Here is an 18,680-nt window from a genome sequence, read left to right on the forward strand (position 1 = left end):
AAAGTGTCACCTATGTGAATGCACTTTTTTGTAACCCATGTGGTTGTCCCGTACACGTAGGGGATCCTGGATTCTTCGGTTTGGGCGGCAGCCGTGTCCGCACCACAGGGCACAGCGTACTCGTAGTGCTGATTACTCCTGTTGTTGATAGCGACACAGGCAGCCCCAGCGCGGTGATTTCACCTGCTGCCAACGAGCCTTGGGGCTCTTGCCCTACCCCACTGCTGCATTGCACAGGTTCCAAGGGGTAAGCCATGGTTGCGGAAACCTCAAAAAATGCACGCTCTGCTCGAGTCCAGGTACTCCAGTATCGTGGAAAATCATTTGTCACCGGTCTGCGCTGGCATCCGCTGGGTAGTGTCACCGGGCACATGAAGGAAGCGCGCCAGTACGGTCGTGAGCACCACCTCGACATTGTCGCCATTAGAAGAACACCAGCCATTATTCAGGCAGGTTTTGTAGCGCGCAGCGAGGAGGTCATCAAAGGGATGTACTCGCTCGCGGCCACCCTGGCTGGACAGCTGGGGGACTCATGGATCGCGGCCTGGAAAACTGAAAGCGAGATTGACCAATATGCCCTCGTTGCTGTGTATCAAGGTGGCGTGATCTCTGGCTGCGACATGATCGGCACTGGTGCTGAGGTCCGCCGCCGAGTCGCGCAACAACGCAGTCGTGGGATCAACTTCGACAACGAGTACCTGCCCCCAGAGTTCGATATGGGCGGTCAACCACTGGACGTGGCAGAGCTGCTTCAGCCGTCGCATCTAAAACGCGAGTACCGGCTACGGCCACTCGTCTTTGGGCTATCCAAACCAGAACTTGTACAGCTGGCGGTTCTTGGCGTGCTGATCGCTGCCGGCATCATCGGATGGGCTCAATGGCAGAACCATCAGGACCAGATAGCCAAAGAGGCGGCTTTCCAGGCTGAACAGCAACGCCTGGCAGAGTTGGCCAGACTGCAAAAAGAATCCGGTATGGAACAGACGCCCCAAGCGCTTGAACACCCTTGGGCCAAACGTCCATCTGTTGCAGATTTCCTGGAGGGTTGCAGCAACGTCATTTATCAGTTGCCTCTGTCCATTCAGGGATGGCAGTTCACGAGTGCCGTCTGCGACGGCGCACAGGTTTTGTCCTCCTATAAGCGCTCGGGCAATAGCACGGCCGACAAACTGATACAGGCGACGCAGGGCCACTTTTCTGATCGGCCGGCCTTCTTTGACGAGGGCAACTCGGCCACGTTGAAATTCGACATCTCTCTACCCGCAGCCGGTGATGAGCCTCTAAAAGACGCCATCGTGATGTTGGCGAACCTGTCGTCTTGGCTGCACAGCTTCACTCAAACCCCAGTGCTGAAAGAAGTGCCGGTCGTTGTGCCCATTCAACCAGCGATACCGGGCCAACCTGCGCCACCGCCGCCCCCACCGCCTCAATGGAAGCAATTCGAGCTGAGCTATGCCACTGGCATTACGCCGCTGGACTCATTATCCGGCGCACCCAGTCAGGGCTTACGGCTGCGCGAAATCACAACCAAATATGAGACCGGCCACCTTGTCTGGTCAGTAATAGGTGACCTATATGCGAAATAAAGCGCTGTGCTTTTTGTGCTCCATCCTTGCGTTAGGGGCACCATCGAGCTGGGCAGATGAGAACACCCTATCTGGGGTGAACGTCGGCGAGCTGGCCCAGATTCAAAGCCAGACGATCTTGTTGAATGCCAAAGCCGAGAAGGCCAAGGCCGAAAGATCGATCAAGGGCGAAGACCAAAGTGCGACGACGCAGCCGTCAACTGTGTTTTTTTCTCAAGGAAACCTCACACAGCCGGCTGCAGCCTCGGCGCACAGCAGTGATACACAGTCTGACTTGCCTGTCGTGAAAGCGGTATTCGGCTCAGCAAAACGGCTGCGTGCGACTCTGCTCTACAGCAGCGGATTTGAAGTAGACGCAGATGCCTCATCTCGGGAGTTACCCGGTGGCTATCGCATGGCCATCCTCTCCGTCGAAAACGTGACCCTCGAGCGTGGCGGTAAGCGCTACCCCCTCGGCTTTTCCAGTACGCCCCCGGCCAGCTTGAGCAACGTTAACAATTCAGCCCCCAGCATTACCCCATCAGCACCTATGCCGCCTGGGCTGATCCCTGGCCAACGTTGATTGAGAAGTTCGATGACGATCCTGACTGAAAAACCAGATGTCATAGAGCCTGACAGTGATGAGTCTGCTGCAGTCCTACTGACGTCGCACCAAATACTGCTGACGGCCCCTGGTGGACCGTTTGAGCTGAAACCCGAGCTGCGTCAACTATGTGCGTTGACCAGCGATGGGATTTTGTATGTGTCAGCCCAACACCAAACGGATGCCTATGTCATGGCATTCGAGGACCAGCTGGAACACGAAAATCACCACTTTGAGGTCAAGGTCTGCTCGATGAGCACAATCAAGGCACTCTACCGCGCCAATGATGATGCAAATGGTAAAGCACTATCGGCGACTGAGACGAAGCGCCAGGCCCAGGTGGTGCAGCTTTTAGGAGAAGCCCACCGGCGCAATGCCAGCGACGTCCACTTTGTCGTAGGTCACGATATCACTCGAATCTTCTTTCGCATCCACGGGCTCTTGTGGGAGGCAGAACAGCACCAGAGCCAGGTGGGCATGGAGCTCTGCTCGTCCCTCTACAACAGCATGTGCGATGTCGCGAAAGACCACTACCAGCCGCAGGTGAGCCAGGACGCCAGGGTAAAACGCGCCTATGTCGACCAACTCGGTTTGTTCGGTGCCCGAGTCGCCACTCGGCCGCTCGTAGATGGCCCTCTGATGGTTTTGCGTCTGCTGTATGACGACAAAACCAAAATGACGCTTAGTGATCTCGGTTTCCTGACGCAGCAAATTGATGCATTCAGCCGCATCCGCAGCTTGCCTTATGGGGTGAACCTGATCACTGGACCCACCGGTTCCGGCAAATCGAAGTCGCTGCAGGTAAACCTGAACCTCTTGCACGAAGAGTGCGGTGGAACAAAACACATTCTGACGATGGAAGATCCACCTGAATATCCACTTCTCGCCAATCAGTCACCGCTGGGCGCCGGTGAAACCTGGAATGACGGGATCACCAATTCCATGCGACTCGACCCTGACATTCTCATGTATGGGGAGATCCGGGACCTTGCATCAGCACAAGCGGCTTTCCGCGGCGGTATGACTGGTCACCTGGTGCTGACGACACTGCACACCAACAACGCTGTAGCAGCTCTTCAACGACTGATCGACATGGGTGTAGACCGACACCTGGTTACTGATCCTGCACTGATGACAAGCGTGGTCAATCAATCCCTCTTGCCCGTGCTGTGTTCCCACTGCCGCGTCCCCGCACGCGAGCATCTCGGGCAGCTCAACAGTGCGCTGGTGCAGCACTTGCGCGATTTGGAAGCGATTGATGAGACCTACCTCAAAGGACCGGGATGCCCGCATTGCAAAGGCTTGGGCATCACCGGTCGCACGGTGGTTGCGGAAACTTTGCTCACCGACCTTGAATTCATGCGCGTTTTCAATGGGCAGGGTGCAAGTGCGGCACGTCGCCACTGGGTCAAGGAAATGGGCGGTATTACCAAGACCGCACACACGATCATCAAACTGAAACAAGGATTAGTAGACCCCCGCCACGCCGAAATGACGGTGGGGCCGTTGGACTTTGACCGGCAAATCCTGGAGCTCGCTCATGCTGAGTGACGTCAGAGCGATGCTGAATCGTTGGGCAGAGACCTTCTATGCCAAGCAGTTTGGCAAAAACGAAAGAATCCAGTTCTACGAGAGCCTGATGGGCATCCTTGAGGATGGTGTGTCGCTTGAAGACGCACTGCACACGGTGGCCAGAGCATTCAGCGATAACGGGCAGAAGCTCCATCCAGTGTCCCTTGCCTGCAGGGATATCGCGCAATCGGTAAAAGGTGGGAAATCGCTGAGCATTTCCTGCGAAGGCTGGGTTCCCTATGACGAGAACTCTTTGATCGCTTCCGGGGAAGACACCGGCAACCTGGTGCAGGCATTTCGGGACTGCGTGAGGATCATCGAAGTACGTCAGCGGATCAGCAAACTCGTAGCGTCCGCCACCGTTTTCCCCTCCATGGTGTGGAGCGTCATGGCGGCGTTGCTGTATGTGATTGCAGTGTGGATGGTGCCCTCCATGACACGACGCTCCAACCCCGAGGCGTGGACCGGCGTGCCGGCCTTCCTCTATGCCCTATCGAATTTCGTGACCCACTACGGGCTAGTGACGCTGATAGCTGTAATCGTCTTTATCCTCATATCGATCATCACTCTACCCGTGTTTTGCGGCCTTCAGATTACGGCCGCCAGCCCTTCGTGGAAGCTGCAGTTGAACAAGCTGCTCCAGGTCCTGCGAGTCCGAGCAGAGAGGCTCCCGCCTTGGTCAGTCTACAAGGCGCTCCACGGATCGATCTTTCTGCTCAACATGGCTGTGATGCTGCGCTCCGGCATCAACCAACTAGATGCGCTGACCTCTCTTCAACGCAATGCCTCTCCATGGTTGAAAGAGCGCCTGAGCGCCATTCATTACGGAGTGAGCGCCGGCAAAAACTTCGGTACCGCATTGAAGCTTGCGGGTCATCAATTCCCAGACCCCATGGCGATGCATTTTCTGGAAGTGCTCGCCACCCGCAAAGGCTTCGCTGAGTCGATGGAACGGTTTTCCAACCGGTGGCTGGAGCAAACGCTTCAGCGCGTCGAAGCCATCGCCAAATCTCTTATCGGCATGTCCTCCATGGCCATGGGGGTCATGATGATTCTGGTAGTGGTCGGGATCTTCCAGTTGGCCGGCAATGTGACTGCAACGCTTTAAATCAAACCTAAATGAGGTACTGGAAATGCCAACAAACACTCAAAACAACCAACGCGGATTTCTCTCCCTGGACGGGATGTTCTGGTTGATGCTGATCGCGGTGGCACTTGGTTTCATCGTGTTCATGGGCTACAGAACGTTCGGCAGCTCGGACGTCACCATTGAACAGAGCAATCTCGGCACGTTGCTGAGCAATACCAAACGACTGAAAAGCACCACGGGCTACGCCACGGCAGGCACCAACTTGGCGCCTTCTTTGATCAACCTCGAGGCAACTGGCGGCATGAGCATCAACGGTAATGCCCTGTCCAACCGCTGGAACGGCGCAGTGACCGTAATGAGCAACGGCATGACCTTCACCATCACAGAATCCAACCTTCCGAAAAATGCCTGCATCACCCTTGCCTCGAACATGGCCAAGGACAAACAGACAACGACGGCGATCAATGGCGGCACTGCAATTGCCGGCGAAATCACTGCGGTGGCAGCTGCGACCAGCTGCTCCTCGGACGCCAATACCATCGCTTGGACTTCGTACTAAGGAACTCAGTGTGAGCGTGATCTCTGATGCTGAATTCGTCGACCTGTACCTCGGCGATGGATTTGCCGACGCCAAAGGTCTCCCTGGGCAGGCACGAAGGGTTGAAGCGCCCGCCGAATGGCGGGCAGACCTTGAGCGCTTACGGGCGCAGTGCGAGGAAAAGCACAAGGCAACCCAGGATCCAGAGTTCGCCCTAATTGAAGATGGCGTCGTCCTTCGTGTAACCCAGTTGCTGGATTTGAATGGCAAGCCTGTGTTTGTCGTAAGCAAATCCTCAGTCCAGATCCGTCCATTGGACATGCTGGGTCTGCCCGACTATCTGCAGGACGCGCTGATGAGCGACACGGTACGCGGCCTGATATTTATTTGTGGGGAAATGGGCACAGGGAAAACCTCAAGTGCTGCATCACTGGTGAAAGCACGTCTCGAGGCCTGGGGAGGCATTTGTGTGGCTGTAGAGGATCCTCCAGAACCATTTTTGAATGGCAGGCATGGGAGTGGGCGCTGCATTCAAGTTCCGGTCTCTCGCCGGATGGGGGGATACGAGGAAGCTTTGATCCTAGCGCTGCGCACAAGAGCCGATTTCCTGTTCGTGGGAGAAATTCGCGACAGCTCGACAGCAGCACAAGTAATTCAAGCCTCGATCAATGGCCATCTCATTATCAGCACAGGTCATGCCGGCAGCGTTACTCAAGGCATTGAACGTATATCAGCCCTGGCTCAGCCGTTACTCAATAACGCCCGAGAGCTGCTCTCCAAGGGGTTGGTGGCTGTTCTTCACCAGTCCTTATCAAGTGGCAACGAAGGAAGTCGTCGATTAACCCTGCAGAGCCTGCTTTTCACAGGCGATGACGGACCGGGCATCCGAGAGAAAGTCCATGCAGGAAAGATCACGATGCTCGATCACGACATCGCTCACCAATCATCAAGGAGTCTCTGGAATGACCAGTAGGATCAAGCAGCGGGGGTTCTTGAGCTTGGACATGGCGATCGGATTGGCCGTTTTCTCCGTTGTCGTCACTTTGGCGATCGCATGGCAAATCAAGCAGATGGATTCTCAGGACTATCGAATTGCGGCTGATCAACAGAGAACCATTTCAGAGGCATTGGCCAAATATCTGAAGGATAACTACAGCGTGGTGCTGGCCAACGCGGCAGCAACCGTACCGGTGCAAATAACCGTTCCGATGCTCGTCAACACCAACTACCTTCCTGCAGGTTATAGCCCCACTAACGCCTTTGGGCAGACCATTGTCGGCCTCGCCCGGAAACCCAACGCCAATCAACTGGAAGTGATTGTGGTTACTACAGGTGGGCAGACGATTCCTGAAATGGGTATTCGAACCATCGCTGAAAATCTCGGAGGACCTGGTGGGTTCATCTCTTCTGCCAATCCGAACATCGTCCAGGGCGTGCGGGGTGGATGGCAGGTAGCACTAAGTAACTATGCTATAGCTCCTGGCCCAGGACATACAGCTAGCGCACTTTTTCTTATGGATGGAGCGTTGGCTAATGACTATCTATATCGAAACGCAGTGCCCAATCATCCAGAATTCAACACGATGAATACTGATATCACGATGGGCAACCACAATATTAACAACGCAGGAAGTATCACAGCGTCAGGCAACATAACAGCTAACGCCGACATTACAGCTCGAAACGTTATCGCCACAGCCAATGTTAATGCCGCTACTGCAACCATTACCGGTGATACCAGCACAGGTGGTTGGTTCAGAACACGTGGTGACACAGGCTGGTACAGCGAAAAATGGGGAGGCGGGATTTATCAAAATAGCCCCAACTGGGTCCAAGTTTATAACGACAAAAACTTTTCAACCGGAGGTGAACTATGGGGTGGAAAGATAACCTCGACGGGCAAGATAACGGCCTATGATCGCATTCAGACAAATGAATATTTGTCCCTGGGAGGCATAGCTACCGAGGGGCAACAGTGCAGTGACCGAACCCTTCTTGCAAAAAGCGCCGCGGGAATAACGTTGTCCTGCGAACAAGGCTTATGGAAAAGACCAGGTGGGTGGGAATTCCAGCTGATCCAGGGCACCTGCCAGGCGCCTGCCAGAGGAAGTGTGACCTGCTCCCTTGGCGACACTACATGGAAGTCATGCTCTTTAACTGGCGCTTTTGGCATCGGGGATAGTGAGACTGGGTACATCTTCAGAAATGCAAGTGGATGGTTTCTCTCCACATCTCGACTTTCCTGGCCAGGTCTTTTCTATTGGAGCTGCTTCAAATAAAGCATCCATTTATAAAATTTCAAAAACGTTTTATAGTATGTTTATGGGGATTATTGCAGTGCAGACGCTTGAGAATAACGTTGAGTATAGTGCTGGAGAATTACAGACCTGGCTAAGCACCCGAAGCAGGATATGCTCAACTGTGCTATGGCGTCGCGCACTAGAAGAAAAAGAGGCATTCGAGGTCGGCGAGTTCACTTACAAGTTACAACCAACGGCCTCTGGTCGTTATTTAGTAAAAAAGATCGCCACTATGGAATTAATCAATCCACAACGCAAACCAATGAGCATCAAGCGAGCCGCAAAGTGGACTGTCATTGCGCTTGGCCTAGTAGGAATTTGCTTAACATTGATTATCCTCACGAAATAGTTTTGTTATTGACGCGTAGGTGGTAACAACCACCATTTTGTGGATGGAGCTCATATCATGACAATGCAATGGCTCGTTTTGATGATTGTGCTCATTGCCTCCAGCATTTTCATGGAGAACCAACATCAGGACCAACGTACATCCGACTACGCTACCCTCGACTCACTGGGTCGCGGCTTTCTGGTGTACCGATCTGCCGCTACCGAATATGCCCAGGCCAACCCGGGCTTCAGCGGAGTACCGAGCGATTCTGCGCTCAACCTACCTGGGTGGTTTGTGAAACCTGTGGGCGTAGGTTCTTACATCTCATCAGGAACGGCCTATACTTATTTTGATGGGGTTGCACCGTCAGGCTTGCCTTCTGTGCTGGTAGACCTGACAAAGACAACTACCGTTGGTTTAAAGCGTTCAGGAATGCTGATTTCACAGATAACTGGGGCGACCGGTATAGCAATTCCGTCCCCTGTTCCCGAAGGTGCGGTCGTCGCAGTCAATTAGTCTGAGTCGACCGACTTTGAAAGGCGCCGGGTTGCATAAGCTCCGGCCTATCAACATAATGATCACAACAACGTTTCCACCCCGTTGGCTACTGGCGGTCATCAGTAGCGCCCGGTGATGCGGCTTGCCTCATCACCAACCCCAAAGCACGCATAGCTCCGGGAAGGGCGTGCGGACCTGGTTCAGAGCTCTCCCTGTGTCTCCCTGTTCAAGCCAGACACGCAGCCGTCTAACTCGTGAATTGCGAGTTCAAAGGCACATAGGGCTCTGTTGAGGTTCGAAGCACCGTAGTCTAAGGGCCACACTGGTGTTGTGGCCCACACTTTTTAAAGCTCACACAATAGGTAGCCTGATCATCTTGCAAAGGATGATCAGGCTACCTATTGGTAGCTGCTTTTCCTTGCCGGTGGCCCGCCGGCGAAACGCAGGGCTCCCTTTGTGCGCGGATGCGTGCCTTATGCTAGCTGGCCTCAGCCACGATAATCGGCCAGGTGTTGGAAGTAAGACGTTCAGATCACAGCCCAGGGATCAACAACGCCTTCATCCCGCACAGGTGGTATTTTTTTCTGAAAGACGCTACTTACTACATCCGAGAGTGACTGTTGACCCAGCTACTCTCGGTAGCTTCTCCTGTCGACCTGAACCTTCTTTGCCCTCCGCGAAATATCCCTCTCCGCTTGACACATCACCATCCCCCCTTCGATGATATGGACGTGCTTTGCTGACGTCGTCAGCATCATGCCCAGGCAGTCAGGATCTTGAAGACTGCGACACGATGTTCGTGTCAGATCCGCCCAAGACCGCTGAGCTTCTGGTAGCGCGGTCGGTCGACAATCGTCGATGGAAGCACCTTATGCAACTCACCTCGCGGGGAATCACTTCCCCAACGGGGTCAGTGGGTTCTCCGCATTCAACCTGCAGGAGAATCACCATGTCCAAACTTGCTTATGGCTTCGGTTTCGCGCTTGGCACCATCACGCGACAGTTTCTGCGTGCGGTAAAGAAAACCAGCGCTGCGCCCACAGCTATCCATACCAAAGCAGCTCCGTTGCTTCCACCGCCCTGCGTACCTGAGCGTCTCGTACGTGAGATGGATCATGTACCGGCAATAACTCGTAAAGGTGTCGACCTGAACCTTTGGTACGCGGCTAACACTCGAGTGGTCGAAAAGCCAGCTCGGAAACCGCGTAAGAAGCCAGCTGCACGCTCGTTGGTGCCAGCAACTTGCTAAGTCTGCGTCCTTCGCCTCTGTAGGGAGCCTTCCCAAAGGGAAGGTTTCCTCAGAGTTTTCACGGTAGGGGCTTGACAAGCGACAATCGTATTTCCATGATCTGCACATGTATCGCTGACGTCGTCAGCAACATGCCCAAGTAGTCTGGATCCGCAAGACTACGATGCGGTTTTCTGCATTGATCCACTCCCAAGATCGCCATAGCTTCCGGTAGCGCGATCAGTCGACTTAGTCGATGGAAGCACCTTTCCCACCCATGACGGGCCTACCCCGTCAGGGCAGGCCTCTCACTTTTGGAGGTCTGATGAAAACTGAACTGGCTCTCTACCAGGCGTTGATTTCGATTAACGTCCCGGAACAGAAGGCAAATGCTGTTATTGAAGCTTTGGAGACCGACATGCTTTCACGTTTGGCTACCAAGGCAGATTTAACTGCTCTTGCTGCAGAGTTCAAATCTGAGATTTCACAGCTTGAAGTCAAGCTCACCATTCGCATGGGCGTCATGTTGTCTGCAGCTGTCGGTGTAATGATTGCTGCAATGAAGCTGATGCATTAAACAACCTTAAGCTCCACCCACCCTCGCGGGGAATACTTTCCCCCTAGGGCGAAGTGTTTCTCCGCTTTCTGTTATTTCGAAACTGGAGAATCACCATGAGCACTAATCAATCCAACGAAGCAAAATTCTTCGACCTTCACACCACTGGTATCGGTTATCTCAACCGTATCCGTGAAGTGAAACCTCGCGGCAAAGGTAAGCCATTCATGGCAGTTACCGTTGCGGCTCTGCGCGGCTCGATGGATGATGCCGAGTATTCCTATATCGACTGCAACGTGGTCGGCGCTGAAGCTGAAAAGCTGATTCGTCGCAGCCAAGCAGCCGTTGAAGCCGGAAAGAAGGTCCTTGTGAGCTTCCGCATCGGTGATATCTGGACCGACGCATTTACCTACGAGAAAGGCGATAAAAAAGGTCAACCTGGAGCAAGCCTCAAGGGACGCCTGTTGTTTATCGGCTGGATCAAGGTGGATGGCCAAACCGTCTATGAAGCAAAGCCTCGTGAAGTAGAACCAGTTGTTGAAGACGGCGAAGCGGAACCTGAAGCACAGCTCGCAAGCGAAGAAGCATCCGAGCCAGTAGCAGAGGAACAATCCAAGCCAACGCCCGCTAAACAGCAGCGTACGGCATCTTGATTCACTTTGTTGAAAGGCACCCGAAGGGTGCCTTCATTATTATCAAAGTCCGCAGGGAACACCTCCCTTCCGGGCACGGTGATTCTCGTCCGTTGGAGACTCACCTTTATGAACACGTTATTTACGCAATCTCTCGATATACGCGTTGCTTATGCAAAAGCGGAAATCTATGGCGACGAGATTACCCAATATGAGGCTGAGATCGAGGCTCATATTCTGGGTGCCGACGCGTACCGCGCCGGCCAGCCGATCGTACCCGAGCTGTTCAAAACCGTTCCTGCGCTCAGTCGAGCTTGGGGCGAAGGAGTGAACGCGGCCATTAATGGTGGCGGTTGGTCACGCTTTACTGAAGAAGACCAGCAGCAGCTAATAACACCGGAACCATACATTGTGTCGGATTTTGCATACGGGAAACTTGCATTCGCCGAGTGCGGTATCGAGTACCCCCTCCAAATACTGAAGAGCGCTGCGGGCTATTACATTGGTACCGCTGATGAGTTTGAACCGGTATCAAGGGAGTCCGAAGAATACTACCGCAGCGAATATGCCGCGAAACAAGCTTTTGACCTCAACCTCTGGACACAACGCCACGTGTGCTGGTCCTGACATAACCAAAACATACCTAACCGGGAAACCACTTCCCGGACGGGCCGGGTGGTTTCTCACACCTGGAGATAAACATGCAAAGCACCACTAACCTCGTGTCGTCTGACCTGCTCAAGCTCCCGGTCGTTTTAACACCCCGGGCCTGGCAGGAAGCGGTGCATATTGAAAACCCTCAGGATGCAAGTGTTGTCAGTGAGCGACTGGGCGAAGTTGTCCTGGAGGCCTACCGAGAACTGCACTTGCAACCTGACAGCACACAGATCCATTTCGGCCTCTATCGTTTATTGCCTGCCGGCAATAGCACTGATCGAGTCTGGCTGGACCTAAAACTTGACCGTATAGAATCACCGCCAGGCGTTTTCTATCTGTACATCTCACTCAAGGAAGAAACTCATACTTCTTGCCCGTAATCCTTCGACAATCACAGCACTGCCCAAAGCCCGACACCTGTCGGGCTTTTTTCATTCGTAGCAGTGTGGAGCTGCCCATGATCAACATCCCCGGCCAACTGGCCATCCGTACCATCAGCGGCCGTAATGGCGAATTCAACGTCGGACGGCTTTCGACCTCTATCGGTGAGTTCGTGATCAAAGACGCACTCCTCGATCAGTACGATGAAGGCAAATACCGAGGCGACTTTCTGATAACGGAGATCCGTCCTTCGTATTACTCCACAGCAGGCCGCCTGATCGTTGAGATCCGTGCAAGGCTGGAAAGCATGAGCCTCGACGACGTCGACAATCTGACACCAGAAGACGCCGCCAGGCTCTCGCCAAACGAGCCTGACCCTATGGATGAAGAGTCTTCTTCCAACCTCTCCAAGCCTGTGCAGCGTAATAATCCGCCCGCCCTACCGGCCACCAATAAACAGGTATCAAAAGAGGATGCCCCGTTCGGGATGACCCCGACCGGCGCAACCAACGACCTCGAGGCAGATGCCGAGTTGTTCGGCACAATCTGGCCTCTAAGCTATACAGTCAGGCTGGACACAACTGTTGATCGTCAGCAACTACGCCAACAGTGCAGTCGGCTCTCGGAGCTCGGCTATTTACACAACTTCAAACTGCAGGTATGGAATATCTCCAATACCTAACGATGCCGGCGATACGCCAAGCCAATCGGCACATTCATGAGAGGCTCCCTCCTGGGCGCTCCTCGACTCAACAGGAGCAGCACATGAATCTAATCTTCAATAACCTGACCCAACAAATCCTTGAAAACATCGAAGATCAGCTCGCCAATAACGAGGTATCGACGAATGAGGAGCTTTGGGACTTCTTCGTAGAGGAGCTCGAAATGACGGCAGAACAAGCCGATGGCGCCGTTGCCCTTCGCCCCAAATACCTGGGGCAAATCTTTCTCACTGGGCACAGCCCACTATTTCAAAACGAGACGGTCTAGTTTGGCGCGGGGAGTCAGATCGATCTGGAGGGCATCACCATCAGGCTTTGTGTTAACGACAGAAAAGCCCTCCCAAAAAGGAAGAAAAGTATAATATCGCACATAAGAACGCCGGTTTGTTAGATGTGTTTGCTCGCACGAACATCATCAATCAAATCGGCGTTCTTGTTTCTGTGTTGCCCGGAATTCCTTGAAGGTAAGCGTCCGGTAAACACGCCTTCCTGACGCCAACGCCTTAATAGTTGAGATCGGTAGTAGACCACGCCGCACGCTTGCGACGCTTTAGCTGGCGCTGAGATTGAGCGGATGCTTGAACAACGTGACGTGGCCTAGGCCGCGATACAGGACAGGTTAGGAAATTCGCGGCCTCATCCAGACGCTGAGTTAGGCACGCGTCTGCAGTGCCCTGTTTACGTAAAGAGATGAGTTTAGCGACTAGATCAATTAGGCGAAATTCTAGCAAAGAATCCCGCCTAATCCGGTAGTCAGGCCGTCCTAGCGCGATTTGTGGCAACAATTTGCTCATCTGTAAACTGACTGCCGGGAACCATAAATTTTGCGATAAGTGCGTCTCGGTTTTGAGGTGCCCGTACCTTGTCTGCCGCCTCCAGCGCCATCTTCAGCTCCGGCAATGTTAGCTCGGTGCAGTAGGCTGGTGTTCCTGGTTGCTGACGCCACGAATCTTCAAGGCTACCAGCGGCAAGCGCGATAAAGCCCGTATCCTCAACGAGATCCTGCGCGACGGCCTCTGCATGAGTGTCATCCCCTGCTACATGTAAGCCAATGCGTGTCGAAGATCCAGTTGGTTGCCGATTGTCGGCAAGAGTCGCTGCAAGGACGGCGTTCCAAGCCTTAATGACCGGGCGGCTAAACTGCTCGCTTACCCAAACGTTCACGGGCTTGCCGTCGTCAACTTCTATGATTGCCCCGTCGCGTCCCGGATAGTAATTGGACGTGTCAATGACAACGACTTTCTCGGGGACATTCTTTAACGTCTGTTTGAGATCTGGATATTTTGGGAAGGGTATCGAGAGGATCACAACGCCTACCTCGGACACTGCCTCTTCCTTGGTCACAGCGTGTGCGCCGATTTCACTGACCAGGTTTTGAAGGCTTTCGGGGCCTTTCGAATTTGCCAGCTTAACTTCATGGCCGCACGCGACGAGCTTGCGGGCAAGGGTAGCCCCAATATTGCCGGCGCCGCTAACTCCGATTTTCACTTCAATAACCTCCTCACCCACAACCAATATTCAAGTTGCTACCTGGCTAGGTGTGCGAATGAATCAAGCGTGTCGCAAAGCCGCTGCGATCTGGGGTGAGCACGCATGTCGCTTGACTCAGGTAAATACGACTCTTCAAGAATGAAAGGTTACGCTGTCGGTAATCGGCACACGATGCCAGCGTCTAGCGGCATCCAAATTACCGCCATTCGCCCCTTTTGGGTCGGTAGCGACGACCACTTTCGACAATCGGTGTTAATGGTTAAGCCTCAGTCCGTTCCGCATCTCAACGGTGTCATCGACCTAACCCCTCACATCGAACGGCACTCTCGAGCTCCGTATCGCCGAGCATCATTTCAAAACCCGCGGTTTCTTCCTTACGAGATAGTTCAGTGATTAAGGAATCAGAATTTGCGATGAAAATATTGACCGCGGCCGGCGTTAAAAAACTAGGTAATTATGTTACTCAGCAGCGTTGCGAGGAGTTTGAGGTAATTTCGTGTCTGTGCTTAGCGACACCGCTACGTAGCGTAAATTTTTAGCTAGCCGTATTATTTTTGACGACGGATAACGAGATAGCTACAGCAGAATTACAATTCTGACACAATCCCAGCGGAACCTTCTTTTTTTGAGCCGTGTCAAAGTAGGCTGTTGACTAGCACCGTATCGCCGGCTAGAGGAGACGCAGGTCTGCAAAAAATCGCATACCAACAACATACTTTCATCCTAAACTACAATTAGTTTAAATGAGTTTTATTAGCCGTTCTGAAAGGTAGGATCCATATTTGTGTTTTTGTTTGTAGCGATGAGAATCTAGATTGAAGCCAACCACTACATTAGGCAAGGAGAAGCATGTGGGATCCAATCACGCTCATGGCGGTGCCGCTCTACGTGAAGGACACCAGAAAAAACTACTCATGGCGCTTGCCCTGACTGGTATTTTTATGATTGCGGAGGTTATCGGAGCATGCGTTACCGGCAGCCTAGCCCTGCTGTCTGATGCATCACATATGCTCACAGATACTGCTGCTCTGGCAATTTCACTGATTGCTCTCCAAATAGCCAAGCGGCCAGCGGACCAGAAACGGACTTTTGGATATGCTCGCATAGAGATCCTAGCCTCAACGTTCAATGCCTTATTACTCTTTATGGTCGCTGCCTACATTTTGTACGAGGCGTATCAGCGCTTGCTAGTACCGTCGGAGATTGCTACCGGTGCGATGATGTGGATCGCAATTGGGGGTCTTTTTGTGAACCTGATATCGATGCGTCTGCTCTCCTCTGCCAGCAGTGAAAGTCTGAATCTCAAGGGAGCCTATCTTGAAGTCTGGAGCGACATGCTTGGTTCATTGGGCGTGATCATAGCGGCACTTGTCATCCGATTTACAGGTTGGAGCTGGGTCGATACGATTGTCGCCGTAGCAATCGGTATATGGGTGTTTCCACGTACTTGGCAGTTGTTGCGCGAAAGCTTGGGGGGTACTTATGGAAGGGGTACCCGACAATCTCAATATTGCGGAAATAGAGTCCCTGATACTTGGAGTAGATGGGGTCATGGAGGTCCATGATCTGCATGTTTGGGCTCTAAGTAGTGGCCGCAATATCCTGACGTCGCACGTAGTCGTGCGAGATTCATTAAATCGAGATGTTATTCTCGCATCAGTCATTGACGCGGTGAGTAAATCGTTCGAAATTCATCACTGCACGATTCAAATGGAGCAAGCAGCCTTTCATGATAATGCTCCGAAGCCTTCACACTAGTCGTTTTTTTGATGACGCTAATTGTTGTATTTGCAGGCAGAAGCCCTAAGAAAAATCGACTTAAGATGCGTTCCCCAAGACTATACGCGCTTTTAAATATGCATTACTGCCACCTCTAAATTTAACGACTAATCGAGTTGACCGGCGGCCAATATTAAAGGAGCCTTCAGGCAGATTCGCCTGCTACGCGCACTGAAGGCATCCGCCAGCTTTGGCCTTAAAAACCTTACCATTGACAGATTCTCGATTATTCCAAACAATCAATTTATCATAACTATCAATAATATTGCGCAAAAATTACAAATTTGCAAAGCTTACGCGCATTTAGCCAATTCGCGCTAGGATCAGTTATTATTGAGTTAATGTAATGCGCATGAAAATAAATAATGAAATTAAACACCAAGCACACAGCAGTACTACCAATCAGCGTATAACCACACTGGCGGCCGATTGGACTATTATTTTACTCACATCCTGAGATAAGTTATGCGCGTTCTAGTTGTGGAAGACGAAACCAAAAACGTAGAATACCTTCAGCAGGGCCTTTCTGAAAGCGGGTACATCGTAAATATAGCAAACAATGGTGTTGATGCCGCTCACTTATTCAATACTAATATTTATTCGTTTCTGCTTCTCGATGTGAACCTCCCTGACATCAATGGCTTGGACCTTTTGGAAGTCATTAGAGAAACCAGCCGGGTCCGCGTCATTATGCTGACTGCCTGGGGACGAACCAACGACAAGCTCAAGGGTTTGGACGGTGGCGCAGATGACTACCTCGTCAAGCCCTTCGAGTTTCCCGAGCTGCTTGCTCGCATGCGCTCGCTGCAAAGACGTGGCGACGAGCTTTTTGAGAAAAACGCGCTGAGAATTTCGGATGTAGAGCTCGACTCTGTGCGCCATCGGGTGTTCCGTGGATCTACACGCATAGACCTCAACACCAAGAAATTTGCTCTCCTGCACCTTCTCATTAGTCGAGCTGGCAAAGCACTTACACGCTCTCAGAGCATCTGGCTGATATGGGACATGAACTTTGACTGCGATAATAACGTTATTGACGTCTCTATCCGGCGATTACGCTCGAAGATCGATGATCCATTTGAGACCAAGCTCATACATAAACTTCGAGGCATAGGGTACGTTCTGGAGGAGCGCGCATGAGGCCGTTCAGTCTGGCTGTGAAGCTGGGATTCAAAGTCGGTTTGATGAGCGCAGCGCTGCTCCTCCTTTTCGCCACCTTTGGGTATGTGATGGTGAGCCAAGCTCTCGAGAGAAACTCCCGAATGGACCTCGAAGTGAAAATGGCGGGTATGACTCACAACCTATCCGCTATCACTAGTATCGCTGATGTCAATCCAGACGCGCACCAGCTAGTTGACTTGGTCATGGGGCACAATAATCTGTACGTCAGCATCTTTGAGTCAGGACAAACGCAAACTCCACTGCTCTCAATAGGTTCGAAGGCAGTCAACCTGGAAGTGCACAAGTTCAAGCCAACCGAGCAGGTTAAACAGCACGAGTGGCGTGACTCCACGGGTCGCCCGCTACTTAGCGCTTCGCGAGTAATGAATCTAGGCGATGGAACCGAAGTTAGTGTGTTCATGACCATGGACCAGTCAGCCAACCAAGCCCTGCTCGATGCATTGCTAACCTGGGCGCTGATGGTCTCGCCTCTTATTCTCTTGCTGATCTTGGCCATTGGATGGTGGACTGTGCGCAGAGGACTACTGCCTCTGACCAAGTTCTTGAGGATTGCCTCGAAAATTTCCACCGAGAGCCTTGATCATCGCCTACCAACGAAGGGGATGCCGGCAGAACTGAAGAAGCTCGGCGATGGAATCAATATCATGCTGATGCGTCTAGATGATGGGGTTCAGCAGCTATCGCAGTTCTCGGACGATCTTGCTCACGAACTGCGTGCACCTTTGTCCAATCTCATGGGTAAGGCTCAGGTTGCGCTGACCCGGGAAAGGTCTCTTCCTGAGTACCGAGAAGTCTTGGAGTCGTGCACGGAAGAGTTGGACCGCATGAGTCGAATGGTTTCCGACATGCTATTTCTAGCCCAGGTCAGCCACCCCGCGTCAATGGTAGAATTCGAAAATGTCTGTTTGCTCGACGAAATTCAGCGGGTCTGCGACCTCTTCAGCATTACGGCCGAAGAAGGCGAAATACAACTCCAGCTCACAGGAAATGGCGTGGTGCGTGGCAATCAGATAATGATTCAACGAGCCATCTCGAACCTTGTCTCGAACGCGATTCGCTACTGCCCAAGAGGCCGGACGGTTTACGTGAAAGTTCAACGCGGTGCTAACGGAACTACCTTGAGTGTTGGTAACCCGGGGCGCGGAATCGCCAAGGAACACCAGGTGCATTTGTTCGAGCGGTTCTACCGTGTAGACAAAAGCCGAGCACGAAATGAAGGTGGTACGGGTCTGGGCCTAGCTATAGTACAGTCAATTATGGGATTGCATCAGGGTTCTGCGAGCGTAGAAGTGACTGATCAGAATTTTACCTGGTTTCACCTCAACTTTCCCGACACCCAAATGAAGCAAACGCAAATGGGCGCAGCCTAGGTCCCGTATATGGAGGGGGCCGATTTTAGAAGAGCTCTCTTTTTTACTTGAAAGCTTTAATGCCTGAGGGCTGCCGTATTGTTTTGGTCTTTAGCTCGACGTCTAGAGGGGAAGGCAGCCCTACCCGAAAATATGGCGAGCAGCCACATATATCGCGACCTTATCGGGACGGGGGGGGGGGGGG

General features: G+C 52.6%; 19 protein-coding genes and 1 pseudogene. 19 read left to right on the forward strand and 1 reads right to left on the reverse strand.

The genetic code is table 11. The features are described from left to right. The first annotated feature begins 254 nt into the window (after positions 1 to 254). From pilO2 to ACODSV_RS32890, 16 genes are all read left to right on the forward strand, one after another. Positions 255 to 1,586, forward strand: a complete 1,332-nt coding sequence (pilO2, locus tag ACODSV_RS32815; protein ID WP_024073376.1) for a type 4b pilus protein PilO2 — start codon at positions 255 to 257, stop codon at positions 1,584 to 1,586. Continuing rightward, positions 1,576 to 2,148, forward strand: coding sequence for a type IV pilus biogenesis protein PilP (gene pilP, locus ACODSV_RS32820; protein WP_008437355.1), 573 nt, complete (start codon positions 1,576 to 1,578; stop codon positions 2,146 to 2,148). Before pilO2 ends, pilP begins: the two co-directional genes overlap by 11 nt. A 12-nt stretch (positions 2,149 to 2,160) precedes the next feature. Beyond that, the gene (locus tag ACODSV_RS32825) at positions 2,161 to 3,720 is read left to right on the forward strand and encodes a GspE/PulE family protein (RefSeq protein WP_019818093.1); all 1,560 of its coding nucleotides are present in this window, start codon (positions 2,161 to 2,163) and stop codon (positions 3,718 to 3,720) included. Beyond that, positions 3,710 to 4,849 (forward strand): type II secretion system F family protein, encoded by a 1,140-nt coding sequence (locus ACODSV_RS32830; RefSeq protein WP_019818094.1) that lies wholly within the window; start codon positions 3,710 to 3,712, stop codon positions 4,847 to 4,849. Before ACODSV_RS32825 ends, ACODSV_RS32830 begins: the two co-directional genes overlap by 11 nt. A gap of 25 nt (positions 4,850 to 4,874) precedes the next feature. Then, positions 4,875 to 5,390 carry a type 4 pilus major pilin gene (locus ACODSV_RS32835; RefSeq protein WP_019818095.1) on the forward strand — a complete coding sequence of 172 codons (516 nt, stop codon included), beginning with the start codon at positions 4,875 to 4,877 and terminating at the stop codon, positions 5,388 to 5,390. A gap of 10 nt (positions 5,391 to 5,400) precedes the next feature. Next, positions 5,401 to 6,342, forward strand: a complete 942-nt coding sequence (locus tag ACODSV_RS32840; RefSeq protein ID WP_008437359.1) for an ATPase, T2SS/T4P/T4SS family — start codon at positions 5,401 to 5,403, stop codon at positions 6,340 to 6,342. Then, positions 6,332 to 7,648 carry a shufflon system plasmid conjugative transfer pilus tip adhesin PilV gene (gene pilV / locus ACODSV_RS32845; RefSeq protein ID WP_019818096.1) on the forward strand — a complete coding sequence of 439 codons (1,317 nt, stop codon included), beginning with the start codon at positions 6,332 to 6,334 and terminating at the stop codon, positions 7,646 to 7,648. Before ACODSV_RS32840 ends, pilV begins: the two co-directional genes overlap by 11 nt. Further along, positions 7,581 to 8,018 (forward strand): hypothetical protein, encoded by a 438-nt coding sequence (locus ACODSV_RS32850; protein WP_124356003.1) that lies wholly within the window; start codon positions 7,581 to 7,583, stop codon positions 8,016 to 8,018. Before pilV ends, ACODSV_RS32850 begins: the two co-directional genes overlap by 68 nt. Positions 8,019 to 8,075: 57 nt before the next feature. Then, entirely contained in the window at positions 8,076 to 8,516 is a 441-nt protein-coding gene (pilM, locus tag ACODSV_RS32855) for a type IV pilus biogenesis protein PilM (RefSeq protein ID WP_019818097.1), read from the forward strand. A 931-nt stretch (positions 8,517 to 9,447) separates the two neighbouring features. Further along, on the forward strand, positions 9,448 to 9,747 hold the full coding sequence (locus tag ACODSV_RS32860) for a hypothetical protein (RefSeq protein ID WP_073451708.1): 300 nt from the start codon (positions 9,448 to 9,450) through the stop codon (positions 9,745 to 9,747). 304 nt (positions 9,748 to 10,051) lie between these two features. Next, positions 10,052 to 10,303 carry a hypothetical protein gene (locus ACODSV_RS32865; RefSeq protein WP_008437363.1) on the forward strand — a complete coding sequence of 84 codons (252 nt, stop codon included), beginning with the start codon at positions 10,052 to 10,054 and terminating at the stop codon, positions 10,301 to 10,303. 95 nt (positions 10,304 to 10,398) lie between these two features. Next, positions 10,399 to 10,935, forward strand: a complete 537-nt coding sequence (locus ACODSV_RS32870) for an STY4534 family ICE replication protein (RefSeq protein WP_019818099.1) — start codon at positions 10,399 to 10,401, stop codon at positions 10,933 to 10,935. Between the two features lie 108 nt (positions 10,936 to 11,043). Then, entirely contained in the window at positions 11,044 to 11,541 is a 498-nt protein-coding gene (locus ACODSV_RS32875; protein ID WP_019818100.1) for a hypothetical protein, read from the forward strand. A 74-nt stretch (positions 11,542 to 11,615) separates the two neighbouring features. Further along, positions 11,616 to 11,951, forward strand: coding sequence for a hypothetical protein (locus ACODSV_RS32880; protein ID WP_019818101.1), 336 nt, complete (start codon positions 11,616 to 11,618; stop codon positions 11,949 to 11,951). A 77-nt stretch (positions 11,952 to 12,028) separates the two neighbouring features. Continuing rightward, positions 12,029 to 12,634 (forward strand): DUF3275 family protein, encoded by a 606-nt coding sequence (locus tag ACODSV_RS32885; protein ID WP_019818102.1) that lies wholly within the window; start codon positions 12,029 to 12,031, stop codon positions 12,632 to 12,634. An 83-nt stretch (positions 12,635 to 12,717) separates the two neighbouring features. Continuing rightward, positions 12,718 to 12,942: a hypothetical protein gene (locus tag ACODSV_RS32890; protein WP_019818103.1), complete on the forward strand. Its 225-nt coding sequence runs from the start codon at positions 12,718 to 12,720 to the stop codon at positions 12,940 to 12,942. A 485-nt stretch (positions 12,943 to 13,427) separates the two neighbouring features. On the opposite strand, the gene ACODSV_RS32895 is transcribed toward ACODSV_RS32890, so the two are convergent. Then, positions 13,428 to 14,168 (reverse strand): NADPH-dependent F420 reductase, encoded by a 741-nt coding sequence (locus tag ACODSV_RS32895; protein WP_073845723.1) that lies wholly within the window; start codon positions 14,166 to 14,168, stop codon positions 13,428 to 13,430. An 848-nt stretch (positions 14,169 to 15,016) separates the two neighbouring features. On the opposite strand from ACODSV_RS32895, the pseudogene ACODSV_RS32900 reads away from it, so the two are divergent. The 3 genes and pseudogenes from ACODSV_RS32900 to ACODSV_RS32910 all read left to right on the forward strand — a co-directional run bounded on the left by ACODSV_RS32900 (position 15,017) and on the right by ACODSV_RS32910 (position 18,496). Continuing rightward, positions 15,017 to 15,923 (forward strand): annotated as a pseudogene (locus ACODSV_RS32900) (cation diffusion facilitator family transporter). A 486-nt stretch (positions 15,924 to 16,409) separates the two neighbouring features. Continuing rightward, positions 16,410 to 17,084 carry a heavy metal response regulator transcription factor gene (locus tag ACODSV_RS32905; RefSeq protein ID WP_019818106.1) on the forward strand — a complete coding sequence of 225 codons (675 nt, stop codon included), beginning with the start codon at positions 16,410 to 16,412 and terminating at the stop codon, positions 17,082 to 17,084. After that, positions 17,081 to 18,496, forward strand: coding sequence for a heavy metal sensor histidine kinase (locus ACODSV_RS32910; RefSeq protein WP_019818107.1), 1,416 nt, complete (start codon positions 17,081 to 17,083; stop codon positions 18,494 to 18,496). The genes ACODSV_RS32905 and ACODSV_RS32910 overlap by 4 nt, the downstream gene beginning before the upstream one ends. Positions 18,497 to 18,680 lie beyond the last annotated feature (184 nt).

The sequence above is a fragment of the Pseudomonas sp. FG86 genome (genome assembly GCF_057808775.1).